The organism is Streptomyces sp. NPDC021093, from assembly GCF_044333135.1.
GTDB lineage: Bacteria > Actinomycetota > Actinomycetes > Streptomycetales > Streptomycetaceae > Streptomyces.
The window spans coordinates 450,788-474,321 of record NZ_JBIRQJ010000009.1 but is presented as its reverse complement, the minus strand read 5'-3'; the positions used below and the strand labels follow the sequence as shown (position 1 = coordinate 474,321).

Sequence of the window (23,534 nt, the reverse complement as noted above, 5' to 3'; positions counted from 1 at the left end):
ATCCGAACGCGGAACAGCCGTGAACCACGCGTACGCCGTCGCGGCCGTCACCGCGGTCGTTCTCGTCACCCTCCTCATAGGCGCCCTCGGCCTGCGCATATCCCGCACCACCTCCGACTTCTACGTCGCCTCGCGCACCGTCGGCCCCCGGCTCAACGCCGCCGCGATCAGCGGCGAGTACCTCTCCGCCGCCTCCTTCCTCGGCATCGCGGGACTGGTCCTGCTCCAGGGGCCGGAGATGCTCTGGTACCCGGTCGGATACACCGCCGGATACCTCGTCCTGCTGCTGCTCGTCGCCGCGCCGCTGCGCCGTTCCGGGGCGTACACGCTCTCCGACTTCGCCGAGGCCCGGCTGGAATCAGCACAGGTCAGACGGCTGGCAAGCCTCTTCGTCGTGGGGATCGGCTGGCTGTACCTGCTGCCGCAGCTGCAGGGCGCGGGGCTGACCCTGGAGATCCTGACCGGGGCGCCCGAGTGGGTCGGCGGGCTGGTCGTCGCGGTCGTCGTGACCGGGGCCGTCGCCGCCGGGGGCATGCGGAGCATCACCTTCGTCCAGGCCTTCCAGTACTGGCTGAAGCTGACCGCGCTGCTCGTGCCGGCGCTGTTCCTGCTCGGCGCCTGGTTCGGGGACGACGCCCCGCGCGCCCGCTTCGACGCGCCGGCCACCTTCCGCGAGCACACGTCCGTACGGTTCCAGGAGACCGTGCGCATCGAGCTCGACCGGCCGCTCACCCTGACGGTCTCGGGGACGGTCGACGACCGGGCGTACGAGAAGCGGGAACTGCGCCTGGAACCGGGCGCACACCGCGTCGCGGGCGGCACCACCCTGCGCTTCCCGGCCGGCGCCGAGGTGCCCGAGAAGCGCGACGACCGGGCCGCCGGAGCCTCCACCTGGTCCCAGCCGCTCGCCGGCAGCCGCGAGGAACACCCGCTCTACGCCACCTACGGACTGATCCTCGCCACCTTCCTCGGCACCATGGGCCTGCCGCACGTCGCCGTCCGCTTCTACACCAGCCCCAACGGCACCGCCGCCCGGCGCACCACCCTCGTCGTCCTCGGACTCATCGGCGCCTTCTACCTGCTGCCACCGGTGTACGGGGTACTGGGCCGCATCTACGCGCCCGAGCTCGCCCTCACCGGGGACGCGGACGCCGCGGTGCTCGTCCTGCCCGAACGTCTGATCGGCGGGGTCGGCGGCGATCTGCTGGGAGCGCTGCTCGCGGGCGGGGCGTTCGCCGCGTTCCTGTCGACAGCCTCCGGGCTGACGATGTCGGTGGCCGGGGTGCTCACCCAGGACGTGCTGCCGGCGCGCGGCGTACGGCACTTCCGGCTGGCCACCCTCCTGGCGGTTGCGGTGCCGCTGGCCGTCTCCACCGTGACCGCGGGCGTGCCGGTCGCGGACGCGGTCGGGCTGGCCTTCGCGGTGTCCGCGTCGTCGTTCTGCCCACTGCTGGTGCTGGGCATCTGGTGGCGGGGGCTCACCCCGCCGGGAGCGGTCGCGGGGCTGGTCGTCGGGGGCGGGGCGGCGCTGGCGGCGGTGCTGGCGACCAGGGCGGGGTTCCCGTCGTCCGGCTGGGCGCACACGCTGCTGGCCTGGCCCGCGGTCTGGTCCGTACCGCTCGGATTCCTGACGATGGTCCTGGTGTCGCTCGCGACCCGGGACCGGATCCCGGCGGGCACGGCCGCGACCCTGGCCCGGCTGCACCTCCCCGAGGAACTCACCGACAGACCGAGCGGAGCCGACGAGCGGTGATCACGAACCGGAGCACTGCTCTTGGAGCCGACCAATGACCACTGTCGAGATCACCGCTCTCGGAGTTGAGCAATGACTCCCATGGAGATCGCCGCTCTCGCCGCCGCCGGAGCACTGCTCCTCGCCGCGGGCACCGCTCTCGGCCGGTTCACCGCCCGCCGCGGCGAGAAGAACCTCGACCTCGGTACGCCCGTGGAGCGCGCCACCTTCCTCACGCTGCACGCCGCCTCCCTCGCCGCGCCCCCGCTGCGGGCCGGCCTCACCGAGGACACCGCCCGCAAGGCCGCCCGCCGCCTGCGCTCGCTCCTGGGCACCGAGACCCTCTGTCTGACCGACCGCAGCACCGTCCTCGCCTGGGACGGACCCGGTGCGGGCCACCACAAGGAAAAGGTGATGCTCAAGGTCGCGGAAATGCTCGACTCGGGCCGCAGCCAGAGCATCCACATCGACTGCGCCGACCCCGAGTGCCCCCTGCGCTGGGCCGTCGTCGCCCCTCTCACCGGCGAGGAGGGAGTGCTCGGCGCCCTCGTCGCCTACGGTTCCCGCGAGTCCGCCGTCCTGGTGCGTGCCGCCACCGAGGTCGCCCGCTGGGTCTCCGTACAGCTGGAGCTGGCCGAGCTGGACCGTTCCCGCACCAGGATCGTCGAGGCGGAGATCCGCGCCCTGCGCGCCCAGATATCCCCGCACTTCATCTTCAACTCACTCGCCGCGATCGCCTCGTTCGTCCGCACCGACCCCGAGCGGGCCCGTGAACTCCTCCTGGAATTCGCCGACTTCACGCGCTACTCGTTCCGCAGGCACGGCGACTTCACCGAGCTCGCCGACGAACTGCGCTGCATCGAACAGTATTTGGCGCTCGCCGGAGCCCGCTTCGGCGACCGGCTCAAGGTGACCCTCCAGATCGCCCCCGAGGTGCTGCCCGTCGCCCTTCCCTTCCTCTGCCTGCAGCCCCTCGTCGAGAACGCCGTCAAGCACGGCCTCGAAGACTCCCGCGAGGACTGCCGGATCACCCTCGCCGCCCAGGACGCGGGTGCCGAGGCGATCGTCACCATCGAGGACGACGGCGTCGGCATGGACCCCGACCGGCTCCGCCGCATCCTCGCCGGTCAGGAACCGACCGCCTCCGGCATCGGCCTCTCCAACGTCGACGAGCGACTGCGCCAGGTGTACGGCGACGACTACGGGCTGGTCATCGAGACCGGGGTCGGCGCAGGAATGAAGATCACCGTACGCATCCCCAAGTACCGTGCGGGAGTGCACAGTTCACCACGCATCACGATGTGACGCACCGTCAGGGACGACTCCGAAGAAGACATCCGAAGAGGACAAGGGGGCTCAGAAGAGGTGCACCGACAGGTGTCCCAGCGGCAGCCCCAGCTGCCAGGCCGGCAGCCAGACCCGCGCGCTCTCGTCCACCCGGTCCACCGCGTCGGGCCCGAACGCGCCGGGCAGGTCGGCGTCGTCGTCCACCCCCGTCCCGGCCAGATCCGTGGCGAGGAGCTCCGTCGACTCCAGCCACCGCCAGGACGCCCTGGCCAGTTCCAGTTCGGGGCCGCCCGCGTCGGCGCGGGCCGCGAACCGCTCGCGCACCCACTGCTCCCACGGGTGGCCGTACGCGGTCAGTGACAGCCATTCGTCGAGCTGGGAGATCACCCCGACCCCGGACAGCTCGTCCGTCGAGTCCGACAGATAGACGGTCAGCGCGAGGGCCTCCCGTCCGGCGCGGAACTCCAGCGTGCCGGGCGGGATCAACTGCCCCGTGCGCAGCAGCTCGTCGGCGATGTACTCGGCGTACAGCCATGCCATGGGTACGGCGAGGCTGCTTCCACCGGTGCCATTGGCGCTTTCGGGCAGCACAGCATTCCACCTTCTCCGGTCGTGCTTCCGGTATGCGGGACTCCGGACTGGGTCCCCGGCGAAGAGCTTTCACGCTGCGGGGGGTTTGGCGGGGCATCTTTACTGAACTTGACGCCGTGCTTTCGAAATCGTCGTGCCCGCACCGTGGCACAGGAGGAAGGGGGGTACCGCCGGTACGCGTGTGACTCAGGGCGCGTCAGGCGCGAGCGTCCGTCGGGTCCGGCCCGAGCCCCCGGCGCATCCGGTCCGAGCGTCCGGCGCGGCCGGCTCAAGCGGCCGACTCGTATCCAGGGAGCACCCCGCGCAGTGCCCGCAACGCGTAGAACGTCCGGGACTTCACCGTCCCCTCCGGAATGCCGAGCACCGTCGAGGCCTCGGCCACCGAACGCCCCCGGAAGTACACCTGCACCAGCACCTCACGGTGCTCGGTGCGCAGCGTCTGCACCGCCTGGCGCACATCGAGCTCGGTGACCGAGCGCTCGGCGTGGTCGTCGGGCAGCGCCGAGTGGACGAGCACCTCCGCGCCGACCTCGCTCGGGCGGGCCCGCCGGGCCCGTCGCGCGTCGATCGCGAGCCTGCGGCCGACCGTGAAGAGCCAGGGCCGCATCGAGTCGTGGTCGCTGGACAGGGCCTCCGGGTGCTGCCAGGCGCGCACCAGCGTCTCCTGCACCAGGTCCTCGGCGCGCTGCCGGTCGCCGTAGGTGAGAGAGAGCAGGAAGCCGAAGAGCGCGGTGCCGTGCTCGTGCTGGAGTGCGGCCAGGGTGCGTTCGTCGGTGCGGTGGGCGAGGGGGAGGGAGGTGGTCACCGTTGACGCTCCTTCGGGCGGGAGGGTGGACAGTCGGCCCGGCCCGGGGTGAGTGACGGTGATCACAGCGGGACCGAGTTCAGGGGCGAAGATAACCGTCGGTACGCGGATCCGGCGGCAGGCAGTGCGCAGCGTGCGAACGGGCGGCCGGTGCGTGCGACGAACGGTCGAGCCGTGCGACGAGTGGCACGACGAACGGTCGGCGGGCGCGGCCACCGCACCGGTCCCGGCGAGGCCCCGGGCGCGGGCGCGGGCCGGGGTGTGCCCGGCCGTGGCCGACGGCGGACCGGCGGGGCCGTTCGGGCGGGATTGTAGGGGTTTGGTGGTAAAGGTCCTTGACTTCACCGGCCTGCCCGGATGGATTCTCCCTGCGCATATCCGGCGCATGTTCGAGACCCGAGTTCTTGCCCATGAGAACTGCCACCGCGAGGGAAGCCGGTCCGATGACGAAGCGCACTGTGAGCCCGCGGCGGTACGGACCGGTGGCCGTCGCCGCACTGTTGATCGGCGCCGCCACCGCCTGCACCGCGGGACCGGAGGGCCCCGGGGCCGTCCCGCGGGAGTCCGGGAGCCGGGCCACCCAGCAGACCGGCGCGGAGGCGGAGAACCTCGCGGCCCCCCGGCAGGGCGCGCCCGCCGCCCCGCAGAAGGGTTTCACGCTGGTCGCCTCGGGCGACGTGCTTCCGCACGACTCGATCATCCAGCAGGGCCGCGCCGACGCGGGCGGCGACGGCTACGACTTCGCGCCGATGCTCGCGGGCGTCAAGTCCGTCGTGTCCGGGGCCGACCTGGCGATCTGCCACATGGAGACCGTTTACGGCGATGCGGGCGGCCCCTACAGCGGTTACCCGGCGTTCGTCTCCCCGCCGCAGGTCGCCGCCGGACTGAAGGCCACCGGCTACGACTCCTGCTCCACCGCTTCCAACCACACCCTCGACGCGGGCGCCGCGGGCATCCGCCGTACCCTCGCCGCCCTCGACAGAGCGGGGATCGCACACGCGGGCTCGGCCCGCACCGCGCGGGAGGCCTCCCGCCCCGCCCTGCTCAAGGCGGGCACCGCCAAGGTCGCCCAACTCGCCTACACGTACGGCACGAACGACTACCCGCTCCCCGAGGGCCAGCCCTGGGCGGTCAACCTCATCGACCGCGGCAAGATCGTCGCCGATGCCCGCGCCGCCCGGAAGGCGGGTGCCGACGTGGTCGTCGTCTCCCTGCACTGGGGTACGGAGTGGCAGGACGAGCCCGACGAGAAGCAGCTCTCCCTCGGCCGCGCCCTCACCGCGTCGGCCACCGCGGGGCGCCCGGACATCGACCTGATCCTGGGCACGCACGCACACGTCCCGCAGGCGTACGAGAAGGTCAACGGGACGTACATCGTCTACGGCATGGGAGACCAGATCGCGGGCACCATGTTCAACCACTCCGGCGCCCAGGACGACCGCGGCAACATGAGCAGCATCGGCCGCTTCACCTTCGCCCCGCCCGTCGCCCCCGGCAGGCGGTGGGAGGTCGAGAAGGCGGAGTTCGTCCCGCAGTTCTTCGATCTCGGATCGAACCGGGTGCTCAACCTCGGCGCCGACGGCAGTGGCCACGGCGAGACCCGCGACCACATCCGCCGGGTCGTCCTCAGCCGGGGCGCGGCCAAGTCGGGTCTCACGATGGGACGTTGATCATTGGCCCGTTCGGGTGAGGCGGCGGGCGGGGCCGGGCAGAACGGTCCACCCTCCGCGACCCCGGCCGGTCACGGTACGACCGTGACCGGCCACCGCCCCGCCTTCACCAGCCGCACCGCCACCGAACCCACGAACCGGTGCCCCGCCGACTCCGACGCACCCACCACGACCGCGTCCGCCTTCAGCTCGTCGGCCGCGGTCACCAGGCCGTTGTACGGGTCGCCCCGGAACGTGTGGAACTCCCACCGCACCTCGAAGATCCCCTTGAGCCGCTCCGCGGTCTGCCGGATCTCCGCGATCAGGTCCTCGGCGATCTCCTCGGTGGTCCCGGCGACCGGGGCGCCGAGCGCCGTGCCCGTCGGGATCAGCGGCTGTACGTAGACCAGGGCGAGCAGCGCGTTCTGCCGCCGGGCCAGCCCTCCCGCGTACGCCGCCGCGCGCAGCGACGAGGGGGAACCGTCCAGTCCGGCGACGATCACCTTGGGGCCGTCGGTACCGCGTTCGAAGGTGTGGCGCTGCTGTTCGGGCTGTTCGGTCACAGAGCGGAGGTTATCCCGTGACACCCGTGGGCCGAAACGAGCGTCGTACGGACCGAAAAGACCGACCTGTGCAGGTGGGAAAGGCCACATGCGCAGGTGAAGGCACCTGTTCCAGGAGGCGTTCGGGCCCGTCGCTCCCTAGAGTGCCATCCATGAGTGTCAGCGTGGAGGAGACTCCCACCAGCCGCAACCGCTTCCTCAGCAGGGTGCCCGACGGATTCGCGGCCTTCTTCGGCCTGCTCGGTCTGTACTGTGCCCTGCTCGCGATCAGTCAGCCCCTGCGCAGACTGGTCCGGCCCTTCACCGAGCTGCTGGAGTTCCTCACCGTCCCGGTGAGCGCGAACCTGGCGTACGCGGTGTTCTTCTTCCTGCTCGCCGCTGCCGTCGGCGCGCGCAAGAAGGTCGCCTGGTGGCTGGTCGTCGGATATCTGATCCTGCTGCTGGTCGGGGACGTCCTCTACATCGTCCTGGAGGACTGGGAGGCGCTGGCCTCCACGGTGGTGGCCGTCGCCGCGCTGGTGGTGCTGGTACTGGCCCGCAAGGAGTTCTACGCGGCCTCCCGGCACGGTGCGGTGCCCCGGGCGCTGGGCGTGCTGGTGGCGGGACTCGCCGCCGCCGTACTCGTCGGCTGGGGGCTGATCTCGCTGTTCCCGGGGACGCTGGTGGTCGCCGACCGGCTGCCGTGGGTGATCGTCCGTGTCTTCGGCGGTGTGCTGTACGGCGAGTTCGACGGGCACGGCCCGCGCTTCCTCTACTTCCTCTTCGGACTGTTCGGCGCGCTCGCCCTGCTGGCCGCGGCCGCCACCCTGTTCCGCTCGCAGCGCATGGAGTCCTCCCTGCACGGCGACGAGGAACCCCGCATCCGCGCCCTCCTGCGGGCGTACGGCGCGCAGGACTCGCTCGGCTACTTCGCCACCCGCCGCGACAAGGCCGTCGTCTTCGCCCCCAGCGGCCGGGCCGCCGTCACCTACCGCGTCGAGGCCGGTGTCTCCCTCGCGTCGGGCGACCCGGTCGGCGACCGGGAGGCCTGGCAGCAGGCCATCGAGGCCTGGCTGGCGATGGCCAAGCGGTACGCGTGGGCGCCCGCCGTCATGGGCGCCTCCGAAGAGGGCGCCACCGCGTTCGCCCGCGCCGGGCTCAGCGCCATGCAGCTCGGCGACGAGGCCATCCTCGACGTGGCCTCCTTCGACCTCGACGGCCGCGACATGCGCGTCACCCGCCAGGCCGTCAACCGGGTCCGCCGCACCGGCGCCACCACCCGCATCCGCCGCCACTCCGCGCTCTCCGACGCCGAGATGGAGCAGATCATCGACCGCGCCGACGCCTGGCGCGGCACCGAGACCGAACGCGGCTTCTCGATGGCGCTCGACCGGCTCGGCGACCCCGAGGACGGCGACTGCCTGCTCGTCGAGGCCTTCGACGCCGACGGCAAGCTGATCGCCCTGCTGTCCTTCGTCCCCTGGGGCAAGGACGGCATCTCCCTCGACCTGATGCGCCGCGACCGCCAGGCGCCCAACGGCGTCATGGAGTTCATGGTCGCCGAGATCTGCGCCCAGGTCCCCAAGCAGGGCATCCGCCGCATCTCCCTCAACTTCGCGGTCTTCCGCTCCGCCTTCGAAGAGGGCGCCCGCATCGGCGCGGGCCCGGTGCTGCGCCTCTGGCGCAGGCTGCTGCTCTTCTTCTCCAAGTGGTGGCAGCTCGAAGCCCTCTACCGCTCGAACGTCAAGTACCAGCCCGCCTGGTACCCGCGCTTCCTCTGCTACGGGGACGCGGGTTCCCTGGCCCGCGTCTCCCTCGCCTCCGGCATCGCCGAAGGCTTCGTCGCCGTGCCGAGCCTGCGCAAGATGTGGGGCCGCGGCCACTCCCCGCGCCGTACGTTCACCAACCCGGCCAGCACCGCGGGACTGCCCTCCATCGAGGCCCTCGGCCTGGCGGGCCCCGCCGCCGACGCGCACGCCGACCCGACCGCGCACCTGCCCGAGCAGATCCGCATCCGGCACCGCAAGCTGGACCGGCTGCGCGCCGAGGGCACCGACCCGTACCCCGTCGGCGTCCCCGCCGCCACGCACACCCTCGCCGCGATCCGGGCCGCGCACCCGACGGCGGCGCCCAAGACCCGTACCGGCGAAACGGCCACCGTCTCCGGCCGCGTCATGGTCGTCCGCGACTTCGGCGGTGTCGTCTTCGCCGACCTGCGCGACTGGTCGGGGGACCTCCAGATCGCCTTCACCCGCGACGGCTCGGGGGCCGGCCTCCTCGACCGGTTCACCGCCGACGTCGACTTCGGCGACCTGGTGTCCGTCACCGGTGAGATCGGTACGACGGACCTCGGCGAGCTGACCCTCTTCGTCACCGGCTGGCAGCTCACCGGCAAGTGCCTGCGCCCGCTGCCCGACAAGCGGCTCGGCCTCTCCGACCCCGAGGCCAAGGTGCGCCGCCGGTACGTCGACCTGGTGGCCAGCCCCGACGCCCGCGAGGTCGTCCGCTCGCGCTCGGCGGTCGTCCAGGGACTGCGCCAGGGCCTCCTGGAACGCGGCTACCTGGAGGTCGAGACACCGATGCTCCAGCAGATCCACGGCGGCGCCAACGCCCGCCCCTTCACCACCCACATCAACGCCTACGACCTCGACCTCTACCTGCGCATCGCCCCCGAGCTGTACCTCAAGAGGCTCTGCGTCGGCGGCATGGAGAAGGTCTTCGAGATGGGCCGCACCTTCCGCAACGAGGGCGTCTCCTACAAGCACAACCCCGAGTTCACGATGCTGGAGGCCTACCAGGCGTACGCCGACTACGACGTCATGCTCGACCTCACCCGCGAGCTCATCCAGGGCGCCGCCACCGCCGCCTTCGGCTCGCCGATCGCCCGCAAGACGGACACGGACGGCAAGGTCGTCGAGCACGACATCTCCGGTCCCTGGCCGGTCAAGACGCTGTACGGGGCCGTGTCCGAAGCCCTCGGCGAGGAGGTCGACGCGGACACCGAGGAGCCGGTGCTGCGCAGGCTCTGCGACCGCTCGGGAGTCCCGCACACCCCGGAGAACACCCGCGGCGACCTCGTCCTGGAGATGTACGAGCGCCTCGTCGAGGAACGCACCACGCTGCCCACCTTCTACAAGGACTTCCCCACCGACGTCTCCCCGCTCACCCGCCAGCACCGCAAGGACCCGCGCCTCGCCGAGCGCTGGGACCTGGTCGCCTTCGGCACCGAACTGGGCACCGCCTACTCGGAGTTGACCGACCCCGTCGAACAGCGCCGCCGTCTCATGGCCCAGTCGCTGCTCGCCGCGGGCGGCGACCCGGAGGCCATGGAGGTCGACGAGGACTTCCTCGACGCGCTGGAGTACGCGATGCCGCCCACCGGCGGCCTCGGCATCGGCGTGGACCGCCTGGTCATGTTCCTCACGGGCCGCACGATCCGCGAGACGCTGCCGTTCCCGCTCGTCCGCCGGTGACCGTCGGCCCGCGGCCCGCCCCGTAGTTCCATCGGGTGCAATAGCGGGCCCCACCCGGAGTGGATCAATGCCTCGCACGCCATGGCGTGCGAGGCATTAGTCATGAAAGAAGATCAGCAGTCCAATCCGGGCCGTCGTGCGATGCTCCGCCTCGCCGCCTGCGTCGGCGCCGCCGCCACCGTGCACGTGCTGACCGCGGATCCGGCCGAATCCCCGGTGTCTCCCGCCAAGCCCCGCCCTGCCGCGGGTCCGCAGGTCGCCGGGGCGCCGCTCAAGCCGTCCGCGTACCGGCTGCGGCCCATGACCGCCTACGCACCGCCGAAGCTCAGACCTGCCCGTCCGCCGGTGCGGCGCAAGCCGTTCCTGCGGATGGACGCCCCGGGCCGCACCATGGTCCTCACCTTCGATGACGGCCCCGACCCCCGCTACACCCCGGACATCCTCAAGACGCTGCGCCGGCACGGGGCGCGCGCGATGTTCTTCGTCTGCGGCGAGATGGCGGTCGACAACCAGGACCTGCTGCGCGAGATGGTCGACGACGGACACGTCATCGGCAACCACTCCTGGTCGCACCCGCTGATGCCCAAGCTGTCCCGCTCCCGCATCCGCTCGCAGCTGGAGCGCACCAGCGACGTGGTGGAGAAGGCGGTGCGGGAGGCGCCGCGCTGGTACCGGGCCCCGTACGGCGCCTGGAACCGGGCGTCCTTCGAGATCGGCGCCGACCTGGGGATGGAGCCGCTCGGCTGGACCGTCGACACCCTCGACTGGACGGAGCCCGGCTCCTCCGCGATCGTCCGCCGGGTCCGCGCCGGCGCGGGTGCGGGGGTCGTCGTCCTCTCGCACGACGCGGGCGGCAACAGGTCGGGAACCGTCCGGGCCCTGCGCACGTACCTTCCCGAACTCCTGGACGAGGGCTACCGGATCACCGTCCCGCACGCGTAGCGCCCGGCTAGCGGGTGGCCACGAGCCGGGCGAACACCACCACGTTCCCCGCGTAGCCGCTGTCCTTCGAGTAGCCGCCGCCGCAGGTGATCACCCGCAGCTCCGGGTGTCCGGTGCCGCCGTACACCCGGGCGCCCGGGAAGTCCTCCTTGGCGTACACCTCCACCCCGTACACCTCGAAGACGGCGGTGCGCCCGTCGAACCGGTCCACCTCGACCCGCTGGCCCTTCCGCACCGAGCCGAGGCCGAAGAAGACGGCGGGCCCGGCGTGGTTGTCGACGTGGCCCACGACGACGGACGTGCCGTTCTGGCCGGGCGCGATGCCGTTCTGGTACCAGCCGGCCAGATTGGCGTCCTGCGGGGGAGGGGCCTCGATCCAGCCCTCCTGGTCCAGGCCCACGTCCACCACGGGTGCGTCGACCTTGACCGCCGGGATACGGACCCGGGCCGCGGGCGCGTAAGGCAGCGGCGCCACCCCCGAGGCCCGCCGAGGTGCTGATGGTCCGTCAGAACCGTTCTCCCGTGCGGCCGCCGCGGCCGGTTGCGGCGGCCCGAAGGTGACGTCGCTGCCGTTGCGCAGCAGGGCGAGCCCGGTGAGCATCGCCAGCGCCAGGGCTCCCCACGGCGCCCGCCTCTTCGGGTGCGCGCCGCGCCATTCCTGCCCCATGTTGCTGCTCCCTTCGTCGCGCCCCGCCCGCCCGCCGTGCACGGATCCGCCCGTCTGGTACGGACGCTAAGCGCGCGGCGTCGCCGCGGCGAGGTACGGAGGGCGAACGGGTGGCGGGGCGGGAGTTCTGACGTGTGGTCAGCTGTCGGCTCGTCAGGCACGGCTGTCTGCCGGCCCGTCGGACATGGCCACCTGTCGGCCCGTCGGGCACAGCCACCTGTCGGTCCGTCAGGCACGGGAGCCTGTCGGTGCGTCAGATCGGAAGCCGCCGGAAGTCACCGGAACGGCGCGTTACGTCACCGGTCCGGCTCAGTGCGAAATGCGGTGGCTGCAGGCCCAAGTGAGGGTTCGTCATGGGAGACGTACTCGTCGAATTTCCCGGAGCACCGCTCCGGAGCGTCTTCCCATGGAGGTTCTACGATGCGTGCTTCACGCGCCTACGCGGCGATCGCCGTCGCCTGCGCCGCCGTCGGTTTCGCCGCTCCGCCGGCCGCCGCCACCAACGGCCCCAGCGACGTCACGGTCAACCCCTACTCGGTCCACCAGGGCAGCACGATCTCCATCGCGGCGACCGGCTGCGGCCACGGCGGAACGGTGACGTCCAACGCGTTCCCGCAGGCCAGCCTGTCGGCGGGCGGGAAGGGGTACGCGTCGGCGCGGATCAACGACAGCGCCACCCCCGGTCACTACAACCTCGCGGTGAAGTGCAGCGACAACCCGATGGTCGCCACCCACCAGTTCACCGTGCTCGCGGGTCGCGGTGCGCACGGCGGACTCGGTGGCTCGTTCGGACCCAGTGACACGGACGTGGCGGTCGGCGCGGGCCTGGTCGCCTCGGCGGCCCTCGGCGGTGCGATCTTCGTGGCCCGCCGTCGCAACGCGGCGGCCAAGGCCTGACCCGCACCCGACGGCCGGGTGTGCGCACCCCGGGCGCCGGGCGGTGCAACGCCGGTGGGCCCGAGTCCCTGCACAGGACTCGGGCCCACCGGCGTGTGTGCGTGACGCGGCGCGCGTGCGGGGCGCCGCGGTCTCAGTGGCGGCGGTTGCCCGCGGCCCGGCGGTGCACCGCGTACCAGCCGCCGCCGATCGCGAGCACCACGAGGGCCGCGCCACCGGCGACCTGGGTGCTGTCCATGCCGCCGATGCTGCCGCCGAGCCCCCCGCGCACCCCGCGGACAGGAGAAGCGGAAGTGAGCGGAGAGGCGGAGACGACGGGGGAGACCGAGGTGACCGGGGAGGCGGAGGTGACCGGGGACGGACGGGATGTCGAGCTGGTCGTCGGGAGGGTGCTGCTGCCCGCGACGGTCAGCGAGGTGGAGCCCTTGGCGTCGTTGCAGGAGAACGCCACGTCGTACACGGCGCCGGGCTCGGCGTCCCAGCCCACGGTCGCCCGGCCGGACCTCCCGGCCGGGACGAGCACCGGATCGAAGACCCCCGAGGTGACGGTGGCGGAGCCGGGGCACCCCGTGGCGGTGAGTGTGACCTGGCCGCCGGGCGCGATCGTGGAGGGCGTCACGGAGTACCTGTACGCGGTGCCGGCCCCCGTCGTGGTGTCGCCGTCCGCCGCGGAGGCGGGGGCAATCACGCAGGTCAGAGCGGCGAAACCGATGGCGGTCGCCACCGCGGTGGATGCGGGCCGAGTCGCGCGCATGGTGAGTCCTCCGGGTCCCCGAGGAGCAGCGGCGGAACGGTTTTCCACTCATCTGTCGGAAATGCGCCTCGATACCCGAGACGCTAGGAGCGCCCGGTGCGACCCGCGATCACAGTCGCGCGAATGGGGCATGCGGATCCCCCGGTCGGCCCCGGTCGGCTCGGGTCGCGCCCGGTAAAACGTTACTGGGTTGCATATATGACTCGGTCGTGGTGTCCTCTGTGTGTCGGAGAACCGACGACCCGAACCCCGCAACGGAGGAACAGGCATGACGAGTGTGCTGATCGTGGGCTCAGGACCGACCGGTCTGACCCTGGCGCTGGACCTCGCCCGACGGGACGTACCGGTCCGCATCGTCGAGAAGTCACCGGAATTCCCCCGCAGTTCCCGGGCCAAGGGCCCGAATCCGCGCAGCCTGGAGGTGCTGGAGGGGCTGGGAGTCGTGCAGGAGGTGCTGGCCGGCGGCCGCGCGCCGGTACCCATGCGCAAGTACCGCGACGGGGTGCACATCGCCGACGCCGATCCCTTCGAGGGCAAGCGCCCGAAGCCCGACGCTCCGTACGACCGGGGCCTGCTCATCGCGCAGTGGAAGCTGGAGGAGGTCCTGCGCACCCGGCTCGCCGGACACGGGGTGCACGTCGAACTGGGCACGGACGTCGTCTCGTACGAGGAGACCGGCACGACCGTCGTCGCGCGGACGTCCGACGGCACCCCGATCGAAGCCCGGTACCTGGTCGGCTGCGACGGCGGGCGCAGCACCGTCCGCAAACTCATGGGCGTCTCCTTCGAGGGGGACACCCACGAGGAGCAGCTCATGGTCAACGGTGACGTCGAACTCACCGGCGCGGACGGACTGAGCCGGGACCACTGGCACCAGTGGTTCGACGAGGACGGCGCGGTGATGCTCTGCCCGATCCCTGGAACCACCTCGCAGTGGTGGTTCCAGGCCGGACCCGAACGCGACGCCGACGGCGGGCCCGTACCTCCCTCGCGCGACAGCTTCCAGCGCCTCTTCGACCGGCACGCCCGCATCGCCGGCGTCCGGCTCGCGGAGGCGGCGCTGCTCTCCATGTACCGCGTCAACGTCCGCATGGTCGACCGCTACCGGAGCGGCCGCGTCCTGCTCGCGGGCGACGCCGCCCACGTCCACCCCATCGCGGGCGGACTCGGCATGAACACCGGCATCCAGGACGCCTTCAACCTGGGCTGGAAGCTCGCCGCCGTGGTCACGGGGCAGGCGGGTGAGGCGCTGCTCGACACGTACGAGGAGGAAAGGCTGCCGGTGGCCGCCTGGACCCTCGACACCTCGTCGCGCCAGCTCGACGTCGTCATGGAGGCGATCAAGAAGCCGGGCGGCGGTCTGGACGCGGGCATCACGGAGGCCACCAACGCCCTCGGCATCGGCTACCGCTGGAGTTCCCTCGCCCCGCCCAGCACGGTCGACACCCCGCTGCGACCGGGCGACCGCGCCCCGGACGCCCCGTGCACGGACACGTCGACCCGCACCCCGCTCCGCCTCTTCGAGGCCTTCGCCGGCCCGCACTTCACGCTCCTCGGCTTCGGCGAGGGAACGGCGGACGCGCTGAGGGCGACGGCCGACGCGGCAGGCAGCACGCTCCGCACCCACCTGATCGACGCGGGCCCGCACGGCGGCCTCGGTGACGACGGGGGCCACGCCAGGGCGGCGTACGGAATCAAGGGCGACGCCCTGGTCCTGGTCCGCCCGGACCACCACATCGCCCTGATCGCGACCCCGGCTGAGGCGCACGGGGTGCTGGACTACCTGCGGGGCCTGGGCCGCGCGGCAGCCGCCTGAGGGGCGGGGTGCAGGGCCCAAAGCACCCACAAATACACTTATCGACATGAAGCACCGAGGACGCCGAGGCCGTCGCGCGCGCCTGTTCTCCGGGGCCTTGCGGGACCCCCGCTCCCTGCCCGACTGGGCGGCGGGCAAGTGGTCGTGGGGCCCCGACCCGTTTCGGGCGACGATGTTCAACCTGCTGGCACCGGGACTTCTGTGCGCGGGCGCGCTGGGAGGGATGGGCTGGTCCTGGTGGCAGCGGCTGCTCGCGGGCGCGGGGGCACTTCTCCTGCTGACGTACCTGGTCCTGGCCGCCGTCGGAGGTCTGCGCAGACTGCGCCGCAGGCCCTGACGGGGCCGGGCGCGGTGGCCGGTGGACCTCCGACAGCCGCTCGGTCCGGCGACGCGTCCGTCGTGCGTCGCCGGACCGTACCGCGTCGGTGGGGAGTCCTGGCCTCAGCCGTTTCCGGGGAGCAGGGCCAGGAACGGGTCCGGGGTGGCCGCGATGCCGTGGCCGAAGGGTGAGTCCAGGTCCCAGATGAGGAAGAGCAGGAAGGCGATCATCACGCTGAAGAGTCCGGCGAGCAGCAACTCCCGTGGGGTGCGCCGGATCTGGAGGGTGAAGATCAGGCCGACGGTGATCAGGCCGCCGGTGATGAGGCCGAACCAGACGACCCCGGGCATGGTGGCCTCGGTGTTCTCGGCGCGTTGGCTGCGGGCGTCGTCGGCGGCGGCGATCTGGTCGACCAGGGGCTGGTAGGCCTGGCCCTCCAGGTCGGTCCTGGGGGCGTAGAGGGTGACGTCCTGGCGGACCCGGGCGAGGAGTTCGTTGCCCCGGTCGGTGACCTCGCTGTGGTCGACCATGTGCTGCCACTCGGTGTCGACGACGTGGCTGACGTACGCCTCGATGTCGGCGCGGATCCGGGCGCGGACCTCGGCCGGGTAGACCTCGGCGCGGGCGCTGACCTCGTGCAGGGCCTGGGCCTCCTGGCGTACGGACTCCTGGGCGGCGCCGCGGCCCTCCCAGACTCCGGCGATGGCGAGACCGAGGACGATCGCATAGATCACGCCGATCATCATCGTCATGTATTCGAGGACATCGGGCGTTTCGGACGGGTCGTCGTCCTCTCCGACCCGGCGGTTATTGATGATCACGATGGTGAGGACGACCGCGCAGGCGGCAGCCATCGCGATGGTCAGAACAAGCCATTCCGACAAGGGAACCTCCTTCGATGGGCCCGCTCAGCGGGACGAACGGGGGCGCAGAACCGCGACGGCGAACACCGCGGGCGCTGTGATCATGAGCGTGAGAGTGAGCATCGAGGTCTGGCCCTCGGGGGGTTTGCGGGTCGGCTTGCGGTAGGCGGGGAGGGCGATCGCTCCGGGCAGCGGCGATGCCTGCCGCGCCGAAGGGGTGGTGGCGGGAAGGGGTGGTGGAGGAGGGGGGAGTGGGGGTGATGGGGGTGGTGGGGCTGCTTTTGGATGTCCGGGGGCGGGGGGTGCGGAGGGTGCCGGAGTGAGTGCCGGGGGCGGTGACTTCAGTGACGGGGGCTCGGGCCTGGGTGCCGGAGGCTTCGGCTTCGACGGAGGTGCCGGGGGCTTCGGGTCGGAGGGCGGCTGGGGTTTCGGCGGATGCTGAGGCGGCGGGGTCGGGGTGGGGGTCGGCCGGCAGGTGCGGTGGCTGCCCGCCACCGCCCGCGCGGCCGACTCGCCGTCCTGGCCGTGCGACGCGTACGCGCAGCTGTCGGCGGACGCGGGTACGGAGCCGGCCAGCAGCCAGCCGAGAGCGGCCGATAACAGCAGACGCACGAGGACCGGGCCGGAGATCCGGCGTGATCCGTTGACGAGAGGTTTCATGATCCTGCTCAACGAGCGGAACCCGGGAGAAGTATGGATTCCGCTCATGATGAAGTTGCACATGGATTTGCGTTCGGAATGGGAACAAGCGAGCGGAGTCGGTCGTGTTGGCCGGTCCGGAAAGTTTTTCGCGCGGCGTTGAACGCGGGGGCGCGTCCCGCACGTACCTAGGGCCATGAGCGACGCACACCGGCGTCGCACTCAGCCCTTGGGGCACCTTCGGGACACGGGAGTCGACATGAGTACCTGGCGGAATGCTTCGCTCGCGGTGACGGCGGCGGCAGTGCTGGCACTGACGACGGCGTGCGGTCAGGACAACGGGAACGGCTCCTCCGGTTCCCAGTCCGTGGGGAACGCCGCCCCGGCCCAGAAACCCGCAGGCGACGGGTACGGAAGTGGCGACGGATACGGCGACGGAGCGGCGGCCGCGCCCAAGGCGGCGGGGCAGCTCGCCGTCAGGGACACCGGGCGGCTCGGCAGGGTCGTCACCGACAGCGCGGGCATGACCCTCTACCGGTTCGACAAGGACACCGCGAAGCCGCCCAAGTCGAATTGCGACGGCGACTGTGCGAAGGCCTGGCCCGTGGTACCTGCGGGCAGCGTCACCGCGGCACCCGGAACCGACGCTTCCGTGGTCGGCTCGGTCACCCGGAGCGACGGCAGCAAGCAGCTCACCCTCGGCGGCTGGCCCATGTACCGGTTCGCCAAGGACACCAAGGCGGGCGACCTCAACGGGCAGGGTGTGGGCGGCACTTGGTTCGCCTCCGCGCCCGACGGCAAGAAGGCCGCCCCGGCCGACGGGGAAGTCGCCCCGGGCGGCGACGAGGCGCAGGCGCCGCCGGCCCCCGGCTCCGCCGCACCGGACGCCCCGGGCGACCGCCCCGGGATGTCCGTGCGCAAGGACCCGAAGCTGGGCGAGATCGTCGTCGACTCCCGGGGCATGACCGTCTACCGCTTCAAGAAGGACTCCGCCTGGCCGATGAGGACCGCCTGCACCGGAGCCTGCCTGGCGAAGTGGCCGGCGGTCGCCCCGGTGGCCAAGAACAGCACCGAGGGCATCCTCAAGAAGGGCTTCGTCGTCTTCGACCGGCCCGACGGCGTCAAGCAGCAGACGATCGACTGCTGGCCCGTCTACACCTTCTCGGGCGACAGCAAGGCGGGCGACACCAACGGGCAGGGAGTGGGCGGCACTTGGTACGCGGTGTCCCCGCAGGGGAAACTCGTGGGCGCCCCCAAGTAGCAGTCGCGGCGCATCAGCTCATACAGTCGGCCCGTCGCTCCCGCTCCGCGCGGGAGCGGCGGGCCGGACACGTCCGTGGCAGCGCACGGGCGTGCAGGGGCGCACATGCCATCGGAGTGTGACCGAGAACGGACGGCCAATTTCCGTTTTCACTCGCTCTGCTGGCTGCAGGTCAGTAGCCTCGGCTCGAACACCCGGGCATGGTGATCAGCCGTGCCCGAACTCGTCGTGGCGACTTGTTGGAGACATTGATGGAGCGTCCCGCCTGGGCCCCGCCCGGCATCGACATCTCGATGCCGAGCGTGTCCCGCATCTACGACTTCTACCTGGGCGGTTCGCACAACTTCGAGGTCGACCGGGAGGCGGCCCGCCGGGCCATGGAGTTCATGCCGGGCCTGCCCAAGATCATGCAGGCGAACCGGGCGGTCATGCGGCGTGCCGTGCGGCACGCGCTGTCCGAGGGCGTCACCCAGTTCCTCGACATCGGCTCCGGCATCCCCACCTTCGGCAACGTCCACGAGGTCGCCCAGGACGCCGATCCCGAAGCGCGTGTTGTGTACGTCGACCACGACCCGGTGGCCGTCGCCCACAGCCAGGCCGTGCTCGCCGGGAACGACCTGGCCACCGTCGTCGCCGCCGACCTGCGCAAGCCCCACGACATACTGGACCACCCCGAACTGGGCCAACTCCTCGACCTGGAGCGGCCGGTGGCGCTCCTCCTGGTCGCCGTCCTGCACTTCATCGAGGACGCCGACGACCCGCAGGGCGCCGTCGAGACCCTGCGCGACGCGCTCGCGCCGGGCAGCATGCTGATCGTCACGCACGCCTCGTACGAGGGCGTCCCGGTCAGCGAGGAACAGGCGGGCGGCACCGTCGACGTCTACCAGCAGATCAAGAGTCCTCTGGTCATGCGCTCGCGCGCCGAGGTCGCCCGGTTCTTCGAGGGGTACGAAATGGTGGCGCCCGGCCTCGTGCCGATGGCCGAATGGCGGCCCGAAACCCCCGTCGCGCAGGAGGACCCGTACGCGTTCTCGGGCTTCGCCGGGGTGGGGCGCAAGGCGTGAGCGCGCAGGCGCAGGCACCGGACGGGGAACGCGGACCCGGCCACGGCGGCGGGTCGGGCACCGCCCCACCACAGGTTTCCGGCACGACCCCGGCCCCGGGCACGGGGCAGGATCCGAGTGCCGGGCGGGCCCCGAGAACCGGGCCGACCCCGGCCAGTGGGCAGCCCCAGGGCACGGACCGGCACACAGCCACGGACCGTTGCCCCGTCCCGGACGGCTCCGCCCCCGAAAGCCCCGCACCTGACGGTCCCGACGGCCCCGAGGACCGGCTCCGGCGGTTCGCCACGATCTGGAGCCGGGCCATCTTCCCGGCCACCGCCACCTCCCTGACCCGCCCCGAGTTCGAGCAGCTCCTGCTGCCGCTCGCCCGGAGGCTCGGCAGGGCCCTGCACCGGCGGCCCTTCGACCCGGCGCCCGCGCACGAGGTCGGCTCCGCCCTCGTCGCCGCGCACTGCACCGACCCGGACGCCCTCGTCCGTACCCTCGGCGTCGTCGACTCGTACCTCGTCCTCTACTGCGCCGCCGGTGACGAACCCCCGGCCGCCGCCGAGGAGAACCGGGCCCGCTGCGCCCGCCTCCAGCACTCCATCGCCGCCGGTTTCGCCCAGGCGCTGCGCGAGCGGACCCTGCGCGAGCAGGAGGCCATCGCCCGGTCCGCGCTGTCCGCCCGCAGCGAGGCCCAGCAGGCCCTGCACGCCACCGAGGAACGCTTCCGCGCGGTCTTCGAGGGGGCAGCCGTCGGCATCGGCATCGCCGCTCTCGACGGCACCATCCTGGAGGTCAACGAGACGCTGACCCGCATGTTCGGCGGCCTCGACGCCCAGGTCCGCGGCCGCAGGGTCAGCGAGTGGGGGCACCCCGAGGACACCGCCCAAGTCTGGCGCATGTACGAGGAGTTGGTGCGCGGCGAGCGCGACCACTACCGCTGCGAGAAGGCGTTCTACCGCGGCGACGGCACCGTCCTGTGGACCAACCTCACGGTGTCCCTGCTGCGCGACGCCGACGGCCGCCCCCAGTACCAGCTCGCCCTCATGGAGGACACCACCGAGCGCCGGCTGCTCAATCTGCGGCTGCGCTACGAAGCCACCCACGACGCGCTCACCGGCCTGCCCAACCGCACCCTGTTCTTCGAGCGCCTGGAGAAGGCCCTGTCCGTGCGCGGTGCCACCCGCTTCGGGCTCTGCTACCTCGACCTGGACGGCTTCAAGGCGGTCAACGACAGCCTCGGCCACTCCGCGGGGGACCGCCTGCTCGTCGAGGTCGCCGACCGGCTGCAGAGCTGTGCGACCGCCCCGGGCGAGATGGTGGCCCGGCTCGGCGGCGACGAGTTCGTGGCGCTGACCACCGGACCCGACACCCGCCGCGAGGTCGACGACCTGGCCGCCCGGATACTGTCCGCGCTGGCCACCCCGATACACCTGGAGGGCCGCGAGATCACCGTGCGCGGCTCCATCGGCATCGTCGAGGGCCCGGCGGGCGAGCGCGGTCCGGCGGACGTGCTGCGCAGCGCCGACATCACCATGTACCGGGCCAAGTCGGCGGGCGGCAACCGCTTCGAGTTCGCCGACGACGAGGCCGACGCGCGCGCCATCACCCGGCACGGGCTGACCAACGCGCTGCCCGCGGCCCTGGAGCGCGGCGAGTTCTTCATCGAGTACCAGCCGCTGGTGCACCTCGGCGACGGCAGCGTGCACGGCGCCGAGGCCCTGGTCCGCTGGAGCCACCCGCAGCACGGCGTCCTCGGCCCGGACCGGTTCATCCCGCTCGCCGAGCACACCGGTCTTATCGTGCCGCTCGGCCGCTGGGTGCTCCAGGAGTCCGTCACCCAGGCCAGGTACTGGCAGGAGAAGCACGCCGACGGCGGCCCCCTGCGCATCAACGTCAACCTCTCGCCCACCCAGCTGCACCACCCGGGCCTGGTCGCCGACACCGTCGAGGTCCTGGAACGCGCCGGTCTCTCGCCCGGCGCGCTGTGCCTGGAAGTCACCGAGTCCGCGCTGATAGGGGCCGACGACGACCTGCTGAAGCCACTGCGCCAGCTGGCCGAGATGGGCGTCGACATCGCCCTCGACGACTTCGGTACGGGGTACTCCAACCTCGCCAACCTGCGCCGTCTCCCGGTGAGCGTCCTGAAGCTGGACCGCTCCTTCACCCAGAGCATGCAGCAACTGCCCGCCGATCCGGTGGACTTGAAGATCGTCGAGGGGATCGTCTCGCTCGCCCACAGCCTCTCGCTGGCGGTGACGGTAGAGGGCGTCGAAACGGGCGCCCAGGCCGATCAGTTGAGGGAGCTGGGCTGCGACACGGCGCAGGGGTGGTACTACGCGAGGCCGGGTGCGCCGGACCGGATCCACTCGTTGGTGTTGACCGACGCGGTCTGAGGTGCCCCCGAGTCCTGGGCGGCGGGGTTGCCCGTCCGGGCCGGGTGGGCATCGTGCGGGTGCGTCGTGGCTGGTCGCGCAGTTCCCCGCGCCCCTAAATGCCTGCCCCCGCGCGACACCTCGCCCCCGACACCGCCGACCGCCTCACCGCACGCCCAACAACACCCGCTGCAGCTCTCGTGCCGCCCGGGGCGGAGCCACGTCGCTGCGGTGTGCCAGAGCGATCGTGCGCCGCAGGCCCGGCCTGGCCAGCGGCGTGACGCGCAGGCCCGTGCCGGCCCGTTCCGCCACCATGCGCGGGACGACGGCCACGCCAAGACCCGCCCGTACGAAACCCAGCACCGCGTCCATCTCACCGCCCTCCACCGTGAAGGTCGGCTCGAAGCCCTCGGCCCGGCACGCGGCCACGGTCAGTTCCCGCAGGTCGTAGCCGTGCCGGAACATCACCATCGGCTCGTCCCGCAGATCCGCGATCCTGACCGGCCTGCGCGGCGCACGCGCGGACGGCGACGACACCACCACCAGGTCCTCGTGCAGCAGCTCGACCGTGGTGAGCGCGGGGGAGGGGGTGGGGAGGGGCAGGACGACGAGGGCCAGGTCCAGTGCGCCGCGCGCCAGTTCCCGTACGAGATCGTGCGAGCCGCCCTCCTCGACGAGGAGCTGGATGCCGGGGTGCGCGTCGTGGAAGGTGCGCAGTACGTCGGGCAGGAGCCCGGTGCAGAGGCTCGGCGTCGCGCCGAGGCGCACCCGCCCCCGCCGCAGCTGCGCCAGCTCCTGCACTTCGAGGCGGGCGGTGTCCGTGTCGGCGAGGATCCGCCGGGCGAGCGGGAGGAGGGCCTCGCCCGCGTCGGTCAGGGCGATGTTGCCGCGTGCCCTGGTGAAGAGATCGGCGCCCAGCTCCCGCTCCAGCGAACGGATCTGCTGGGAGAGCGAAGGCTGCGCCACATGCAGCTCCTCGGCGGCACGGGTGAAGTGCCGCGACTCGGCGACGGCCACGAAATAGCGGAGCTGCTGGAACTGCATGGGCCCAGTCTAGGTGGGTCGATAGGCTTTCCCTATGGAGATGAGCCGTACCATGTCTTGGACCTCTGGGGCCTTTCGGCCCTAGCGTCTTGATCCATGGCTCTGGCAACGCGGCAGGACACCGCACCCTCGCGAAAACCGCCCGTACGGCGCCCCACCGGACTCCGGGGATTCTGGGGATCGACCGTCGGCAAGAAGGCCGTCATGGCCGTCAGCGGGCTGATCATGCTCGGGTACCTCGTCGCGCACATGATCGGCAACCTGAAGATCTTCTTCGGGACGGACGAGTTCAACGGTTACGCGCACTGGCTGCGCACCATGGGCGACCCCGTCCTGCACTACGAGTGGGCGCTGTGGATCGTCCGCGTGCTGCTGCTCGCCGCAGTCGTCGGGCACGGCGTCGCCGCGTACCAGCTCAGCCGCCGGGACATCCGGGCCAGGCCCGTCGCGTACGCCCACAAGCGCAAGCGCGCCAGCTACGCGACCCGCACCATGCGCTGGGGCGGCATCATCCTGCTGCTCTTCATCGTGTGGCACCTGCTCGACCTGACGACCCTCACCGTCAACCCGCACGCCCAGTCCGGGCATCCGTACGAGAACGTCGTCGCCACCTTCTCCCAGTGGCACGGCAACGTGATCTACATCGTCGCCATGCTCGCCGTCGGCCTGCACATCAGGCACGGCTTCTGGAGCGCCGCCCAGACGCTCGGCGTCGGCAACGCCACCCGCGAACGCGTCCTGAAGGCGGTCGCCAATCTCCTCGCCCTCGTGCTGACCGTGGGCTTCCTCTCCGTACCGGTCGCCGTGATGACCGGATTGGTGGGCTGAC

19 protein-coding genes are annotated in these 23,534 nt (G+C 71.9%); 12 read left to right on the top strand and 7 right to left on the bottom strand.

Features of this window, described 5'->3' with window-relative positions; translation table 11 throughout:
* Positions 1-19 precede the first annotated feature (19 nt).
* Complete coding sequence (locus ACH4SP_RS29370; protein WP_398419088.1) at positions 20-1,753, top strand: cation acetate symporter; 1,734 nt, start codon at positions 20-22, stop codon at positions 1,751-1,753.
* A gap of 72 nt (positions 1,754-1,825) precedes the next feature.
* Positions 1,826-3,037: a sensor histidine kinase gene (locus ACH4SP_RS29365; RefSeq protein WP_398419085.1), complete on the top strand. Its 1,212-nt coding sequence runs from the start codon at positions 1,826-1,828 to the stop codon at positions 3,035-3,037.
* Between the two features lie 51 nt (positions 3,038-3,088).
* Here ACH4SP_RS29365 and ACH4SP_RS29360 read toward each other — a convergent pair whose 3' ends face one another.
* Both ACH4SP_RS29360 and ACH4SP_RS29355 read right to left on the bottom strand, forming a co-directional pair.
* Positions 3,089-3,559, bottom strand: a complete 471-nt coding sequence (locus tag ACH4SP_RS29360) for a hypothetical protein (RefSeq protein WP_398419165.1) — start codon at positions 3,557-3,559, stop codon at positions 3,089-3,091.
* A gap of 319 nt (positions 3,560-3,878) precedes the next feature.
* Positions 3,879-4,415 (bottom strand): sigma-70 family RNA polymerase sigma factor, encoded by a 537-nt coding sequence (locus ACH4SP_RS29355; RefSeq protein WP_398419083.1) that lies wholly within the window; start codon positions 4,413-4,415, stop codon positions 3,879-3,881.
* A 443-nt stretch (positions 4,416-4,858) separates the two neighbouring features.
* On the opposite strand from ACH4SP_RS29355, the gene ACH4SP_RS29350 reads away from it, so the two are divergent.
* On the top strand, positions 4,859-6,085 hold the full coding sequence (locus ACH4SP_RS29350) for a CapA family protein (RefSeq protein WP_398419081.1): 1,227 nt from the start codon (positions 4,859-4,861) through the stop codon (positions 6,083-6,085).
* Between the two features lie 71 nt (positions 6,086-6,156).
* Here the strand turns inward: ACH4SP_RS29350 and ACH4SP_RS29345 are convergent, their stop codons facing one another.
* Entirely contained in the window at positions 6,157-6,627 is a 471-nt protein-coding gene (locus ACH4SP_RS29345; RefSeq protein ID WP_398419079.1) for a universal stress protein, read from the bottom strand.
* Positions 6,628-6,779: 152 nt separating this feature from the next.
* Between ACH4SP_RS29345 and lysX the strand changes: the two genes are divergently transcribed.
* Together lysX and ACH4SP_RS29335 are read left to right on the top strand one after the other, a co-directional pair.
* Positions 6,780-10,079, top strand: a complete 3,300-nt coding sequence (gene lysX / locus ACH4SP_RS29340; protein WP_398419077.1) for a bifunctional lysylphosphatidylglycerol synthetase/lysine--tRNA ligase LysX — start codon at positions 6,780-6,782, stop codon at positions 10,077-10,079.
* Between the two features lie 102 nt (positions 10,080-10,181).
* Positions 10,182-11,021 (top strand): polysaccharide deacetylase family protein, encoded by an 840-nt coding sequence (locus ACH4SP_RS29335; protein WP_398419075.1) that lies wholly within the window; start codon positions 10,182-10,184, stop codon positions 11,019-11,021.
* Positions 11,022-11,028: 7 nt separating this feature from the next.
* Here the strand turns inward: ACH4SP_RS29335 and ACH4SP_RS29330 are convergent, their stop codons facing one another.
* Positions 11,029-11,688 carry a class F sortase gene (locus ACH4SP_RS29330; protein WP_398419073.1) on the bottom strand — a complete coding sequence of 220 codons (660 nt, stop codon included), beginning with the start codon at positions 11,686-11,688 and terminating at the stop codon, positions 11,029-11,031.
* Between the two features lie 420 nt (positions 11,689-12,108).
* On the opposite strand from ACH4SP_RS29330, the gene ACH4SP_RS29325 reads away from it, so the two are divergent.
* Complete coding sequence (locus ACH4SP_RS29325) at positions 12,109-12,585, top strand: hypothetical protein (protein ID WP_398419071.1); 477 nt, start codon at positions 12,109-12,111, stop codon at positions 12,583-12,585.
* 133 nt (positions 12,586-12,718) lie between these two features.
* Here ACH4SP_RS29325 and ACH4SP_RS29320 read toward each other — a convergent pair whose 3' ends face one another.
* Entirely contained in the window at positions 12,719-13,339 is a 621-nt protein-coding gene (locus ACH4SP_RS29320) for a hypothetical protein (RefSeq protein WP_398419069.1), read from the bottom strand.
* 268 nt (positions 13,340-13,607) lie between these two features.
* Between ACH4SP_RS29320 and ACH4SP_RS29315 the strand changes: the two genes are divergently transcribed.
* Together ACH4SP_RS29315 and ACH4SP_RS29310 are read left to right on the top strand one after the other, a co-directional pair.
* Entirely contained in the window at positions 13,608-15,155 is a 1,548-nt protein-coding gene (locus ACH4SP_RS29315; RefSeq protein ID WP_398419067.1) for an FAD-dependent monooxygenase, read from the top strand.
* A 46-nt stretch (positions 15,156-15,201) separates the two neighbouring features.
* Positions 15,202-15,492 (top strand): hypothetical protein, encoded by a 291-nt coding sequence (locus tag ACH4SP_RS29310; RefSeq protein ID WP_398419065.1) that lies wholly within the window; start codon positions 15,202-15,204, stop codon positions 15,490-15,492.
* 104 nt (positions 15,493-15,596) lie between these two features.
* Here ACH4SP_RS29310 and ACH4SP_RS29305 read toward each other — a convergent pair whose 3' ends face one another.
* The gene (locus ACH4SP_RS29305; RefSeq protein WP_398419063.1) at positions 15,597-16,358 is read right to left on the bottom strand and encodes a DUF4239 domain-containing protein; all 762 of its coding nucleotides are present in this window, start codon (positions 16,356-16,358) and stop codon (positions 15,597-15,599) included.
* Positions 16,359-17,235: 877 nt separating this feature from the next.
* On the opposite strand from ACH4SP_RS29305, the gene ACH4SP_RS29300 reads away from it, so the two are divergent.
* The 3 genes from ACH4SP_RS29300 to ACH4SP_RS29290 all read left to right on the top strand — a co-directional run bounded on the left by ACH4SP_RS29300 (position 17,236) and on the right by ACH4SP_RS29290 (position 21,682).
* Positions 17,236-18,237, top strand: coding sequence for an SCO0930 family lipoprotein (locus ACH4SP_RS29300; RefSeq protein ID WP_398419061.1), 1,002 nt, complete (start codon positions 17,236-17,238; stop codon positions 18,235-18,237).
* Between the two features lie 251 nt (positions 18,238-18,488).
* On the top strand, positions 18,489-19,301 hold the full coding sequence (locus ACH4SP_RS29295) for an SAM-dependent methyltransferase (protein ID WP_398419059.1): 813 nt from the start codon (positions 18,489-18,491) through the stop codon (positions 19,299-19,301).
* 287 nt (positions 19,302-19,588) lie between these two features.
* On the top strand, positions 19,589-21,682 hold the full coding sequence (locus ACH4SP_RS29290) for a putative bifunctional diguanylate cyclase/phosphodiesterase (RefSeq protein ID WP_398419163.1): 2,094 nt from the start codon (positions 19,589-19,591) through the stop codon (positions 21,680-21,682).
* A 144-nt stretch (positions 21,683-21,826) separates the two neighbouring features.
* Here ACH4SP_RS29290 and ACH4SP_RS29285 read toward each other — a convergent pair whose 3' ends face one another.
* Positions 21,827-22,705 (bottom strand): LysR family transcriptional regulator, encoded by an 879-nt coding sequence (locus tag ACH4SP_RS29285; protein WP_398419057.1) that lies wholly within the window; start codon positions 22,703-22,705, stop codon positions 21,827-21,829.
* Positions 22,706-22,801: 96 nt separating this feature from the next.
* Here ACH4SP_RS29285 and ACH4SP_RS29280 point away from each other — a divergent pair, with 96 nt between their 5' ends.
* On the top strand, positions 22,802-23,533 hold the full coding sequence (locus ACH4SP_RS29280) for a succinate dehydrogenase cytochrome b subunit (RefSeq protein WP_398419055.1): 732 nt from the start codon (positions 22,802-22,804) through the stop codon (positions 23,531-23,533).
* Position 23,534: the final 1 nt, after the last annotated feature.

Bases quoted from the DNA above. Each gene is read 5' to 3' on its own strand.
- ACH4SP_RS29300 (WP_398419061.1), top strand. From the start codon at position 17,236: ATGAGTACCTGGCGGAATGCTTCGCTCGCGGTGACGGCGGCGGCAGTG.
- ACH4SP_RS29280 (WP_398419055.1), top strand. From the start codon at position 22,802: ATGGCTCTGGCAACGCGGCAGGACACCGCACCCTCGCGAAAACCGCCC.
- lysX (WP_398419077.1), top strand. From the start codon at position 6,780: ATGAGTGTCAGCGTGGAGGAGACTCCCACCAGCCGCAACCGCTTCCTC.
- ACH4SP_RS29325 (WP_398419071.1), top strand. From the start codon at position 12,109: ATGCGTGCTTCACGCGCCTACGCGGCGATCGCCGTCGCCTGCGCCGCC.
- ACH4SP_RS29360 (WP_398419165.1), bottom strand. From the start codon at position 3,559: ATGGCATGGCTGTACGCCGAGTACATCGCCGACGAGCTGCTGCGCACG.
- ACH4SP_RS29285 (WP_398419057.1), bottom strand. From the start codon at position 22,705: ATGCAGTTCCAGCAGCTCCGCTATTTCGTGGCCGTCGCCGAGTCGCGG.
- ACH4SP_RS29365 (WP_398419085.1), top strand. From the start codon at position 1,826: ATGACTCCCATGGAGATCGCCGCTCTCGCCGCCGCCGGAGCACTGCTC.
- ACH4SP_RS29310 (WP_398419065.1), top strand. From the start codon at position 15,202: ATGAAGCACCGAGGACGCCGAGGCCGTCGCGCGCGCCTGTTCTCCGGG.
- ACH4SP_RS29320 (WP_398419069.1), bottom strand. From the start codon at position 13,339: ATGCGCGCGACTCGGCCCGCATCCACCGCGGTGGCGACCGCCATCGGT.
- ACH4SP_RS29335 (WP_398419075.1), top strand. From the start codon at position 10,182: ATGAAAGAAGATCAGCAGTCCAATCCGGGCCGTCGTGCGATGCTCCGC.
- ACH4SP_RS29330 (WP_398419073.1), bottom strand. From the start codon at position 11,688: ATGGGGCAGGAATGGCGCGGCGCGCACCCGAAGAGGCGGGCGCCGTGG.
- ACH4SP_RS29295 (WP_398419059.1), top strand. From the start codon at position 18,489: ATGGAGCGTCCCGCCTGGGCCCCGCCCGGCATCGACATCTCGATGCCG.
- ACH4SP_RS29350 (WP_398419081.1), top strand. From the start codon at position 4,859: ATGACGAAGCGCACTGTGAGCCCGCGGCGGTACGGACCGGTGGCCGTC.
- ACH4SP_RS29315 (WP_398419067.1), top strand. From the start codon at position 13,608: ATGACGAGTGTGCTGATCGTGGGCTCAGGACCGACCGGTCTGACCCTG.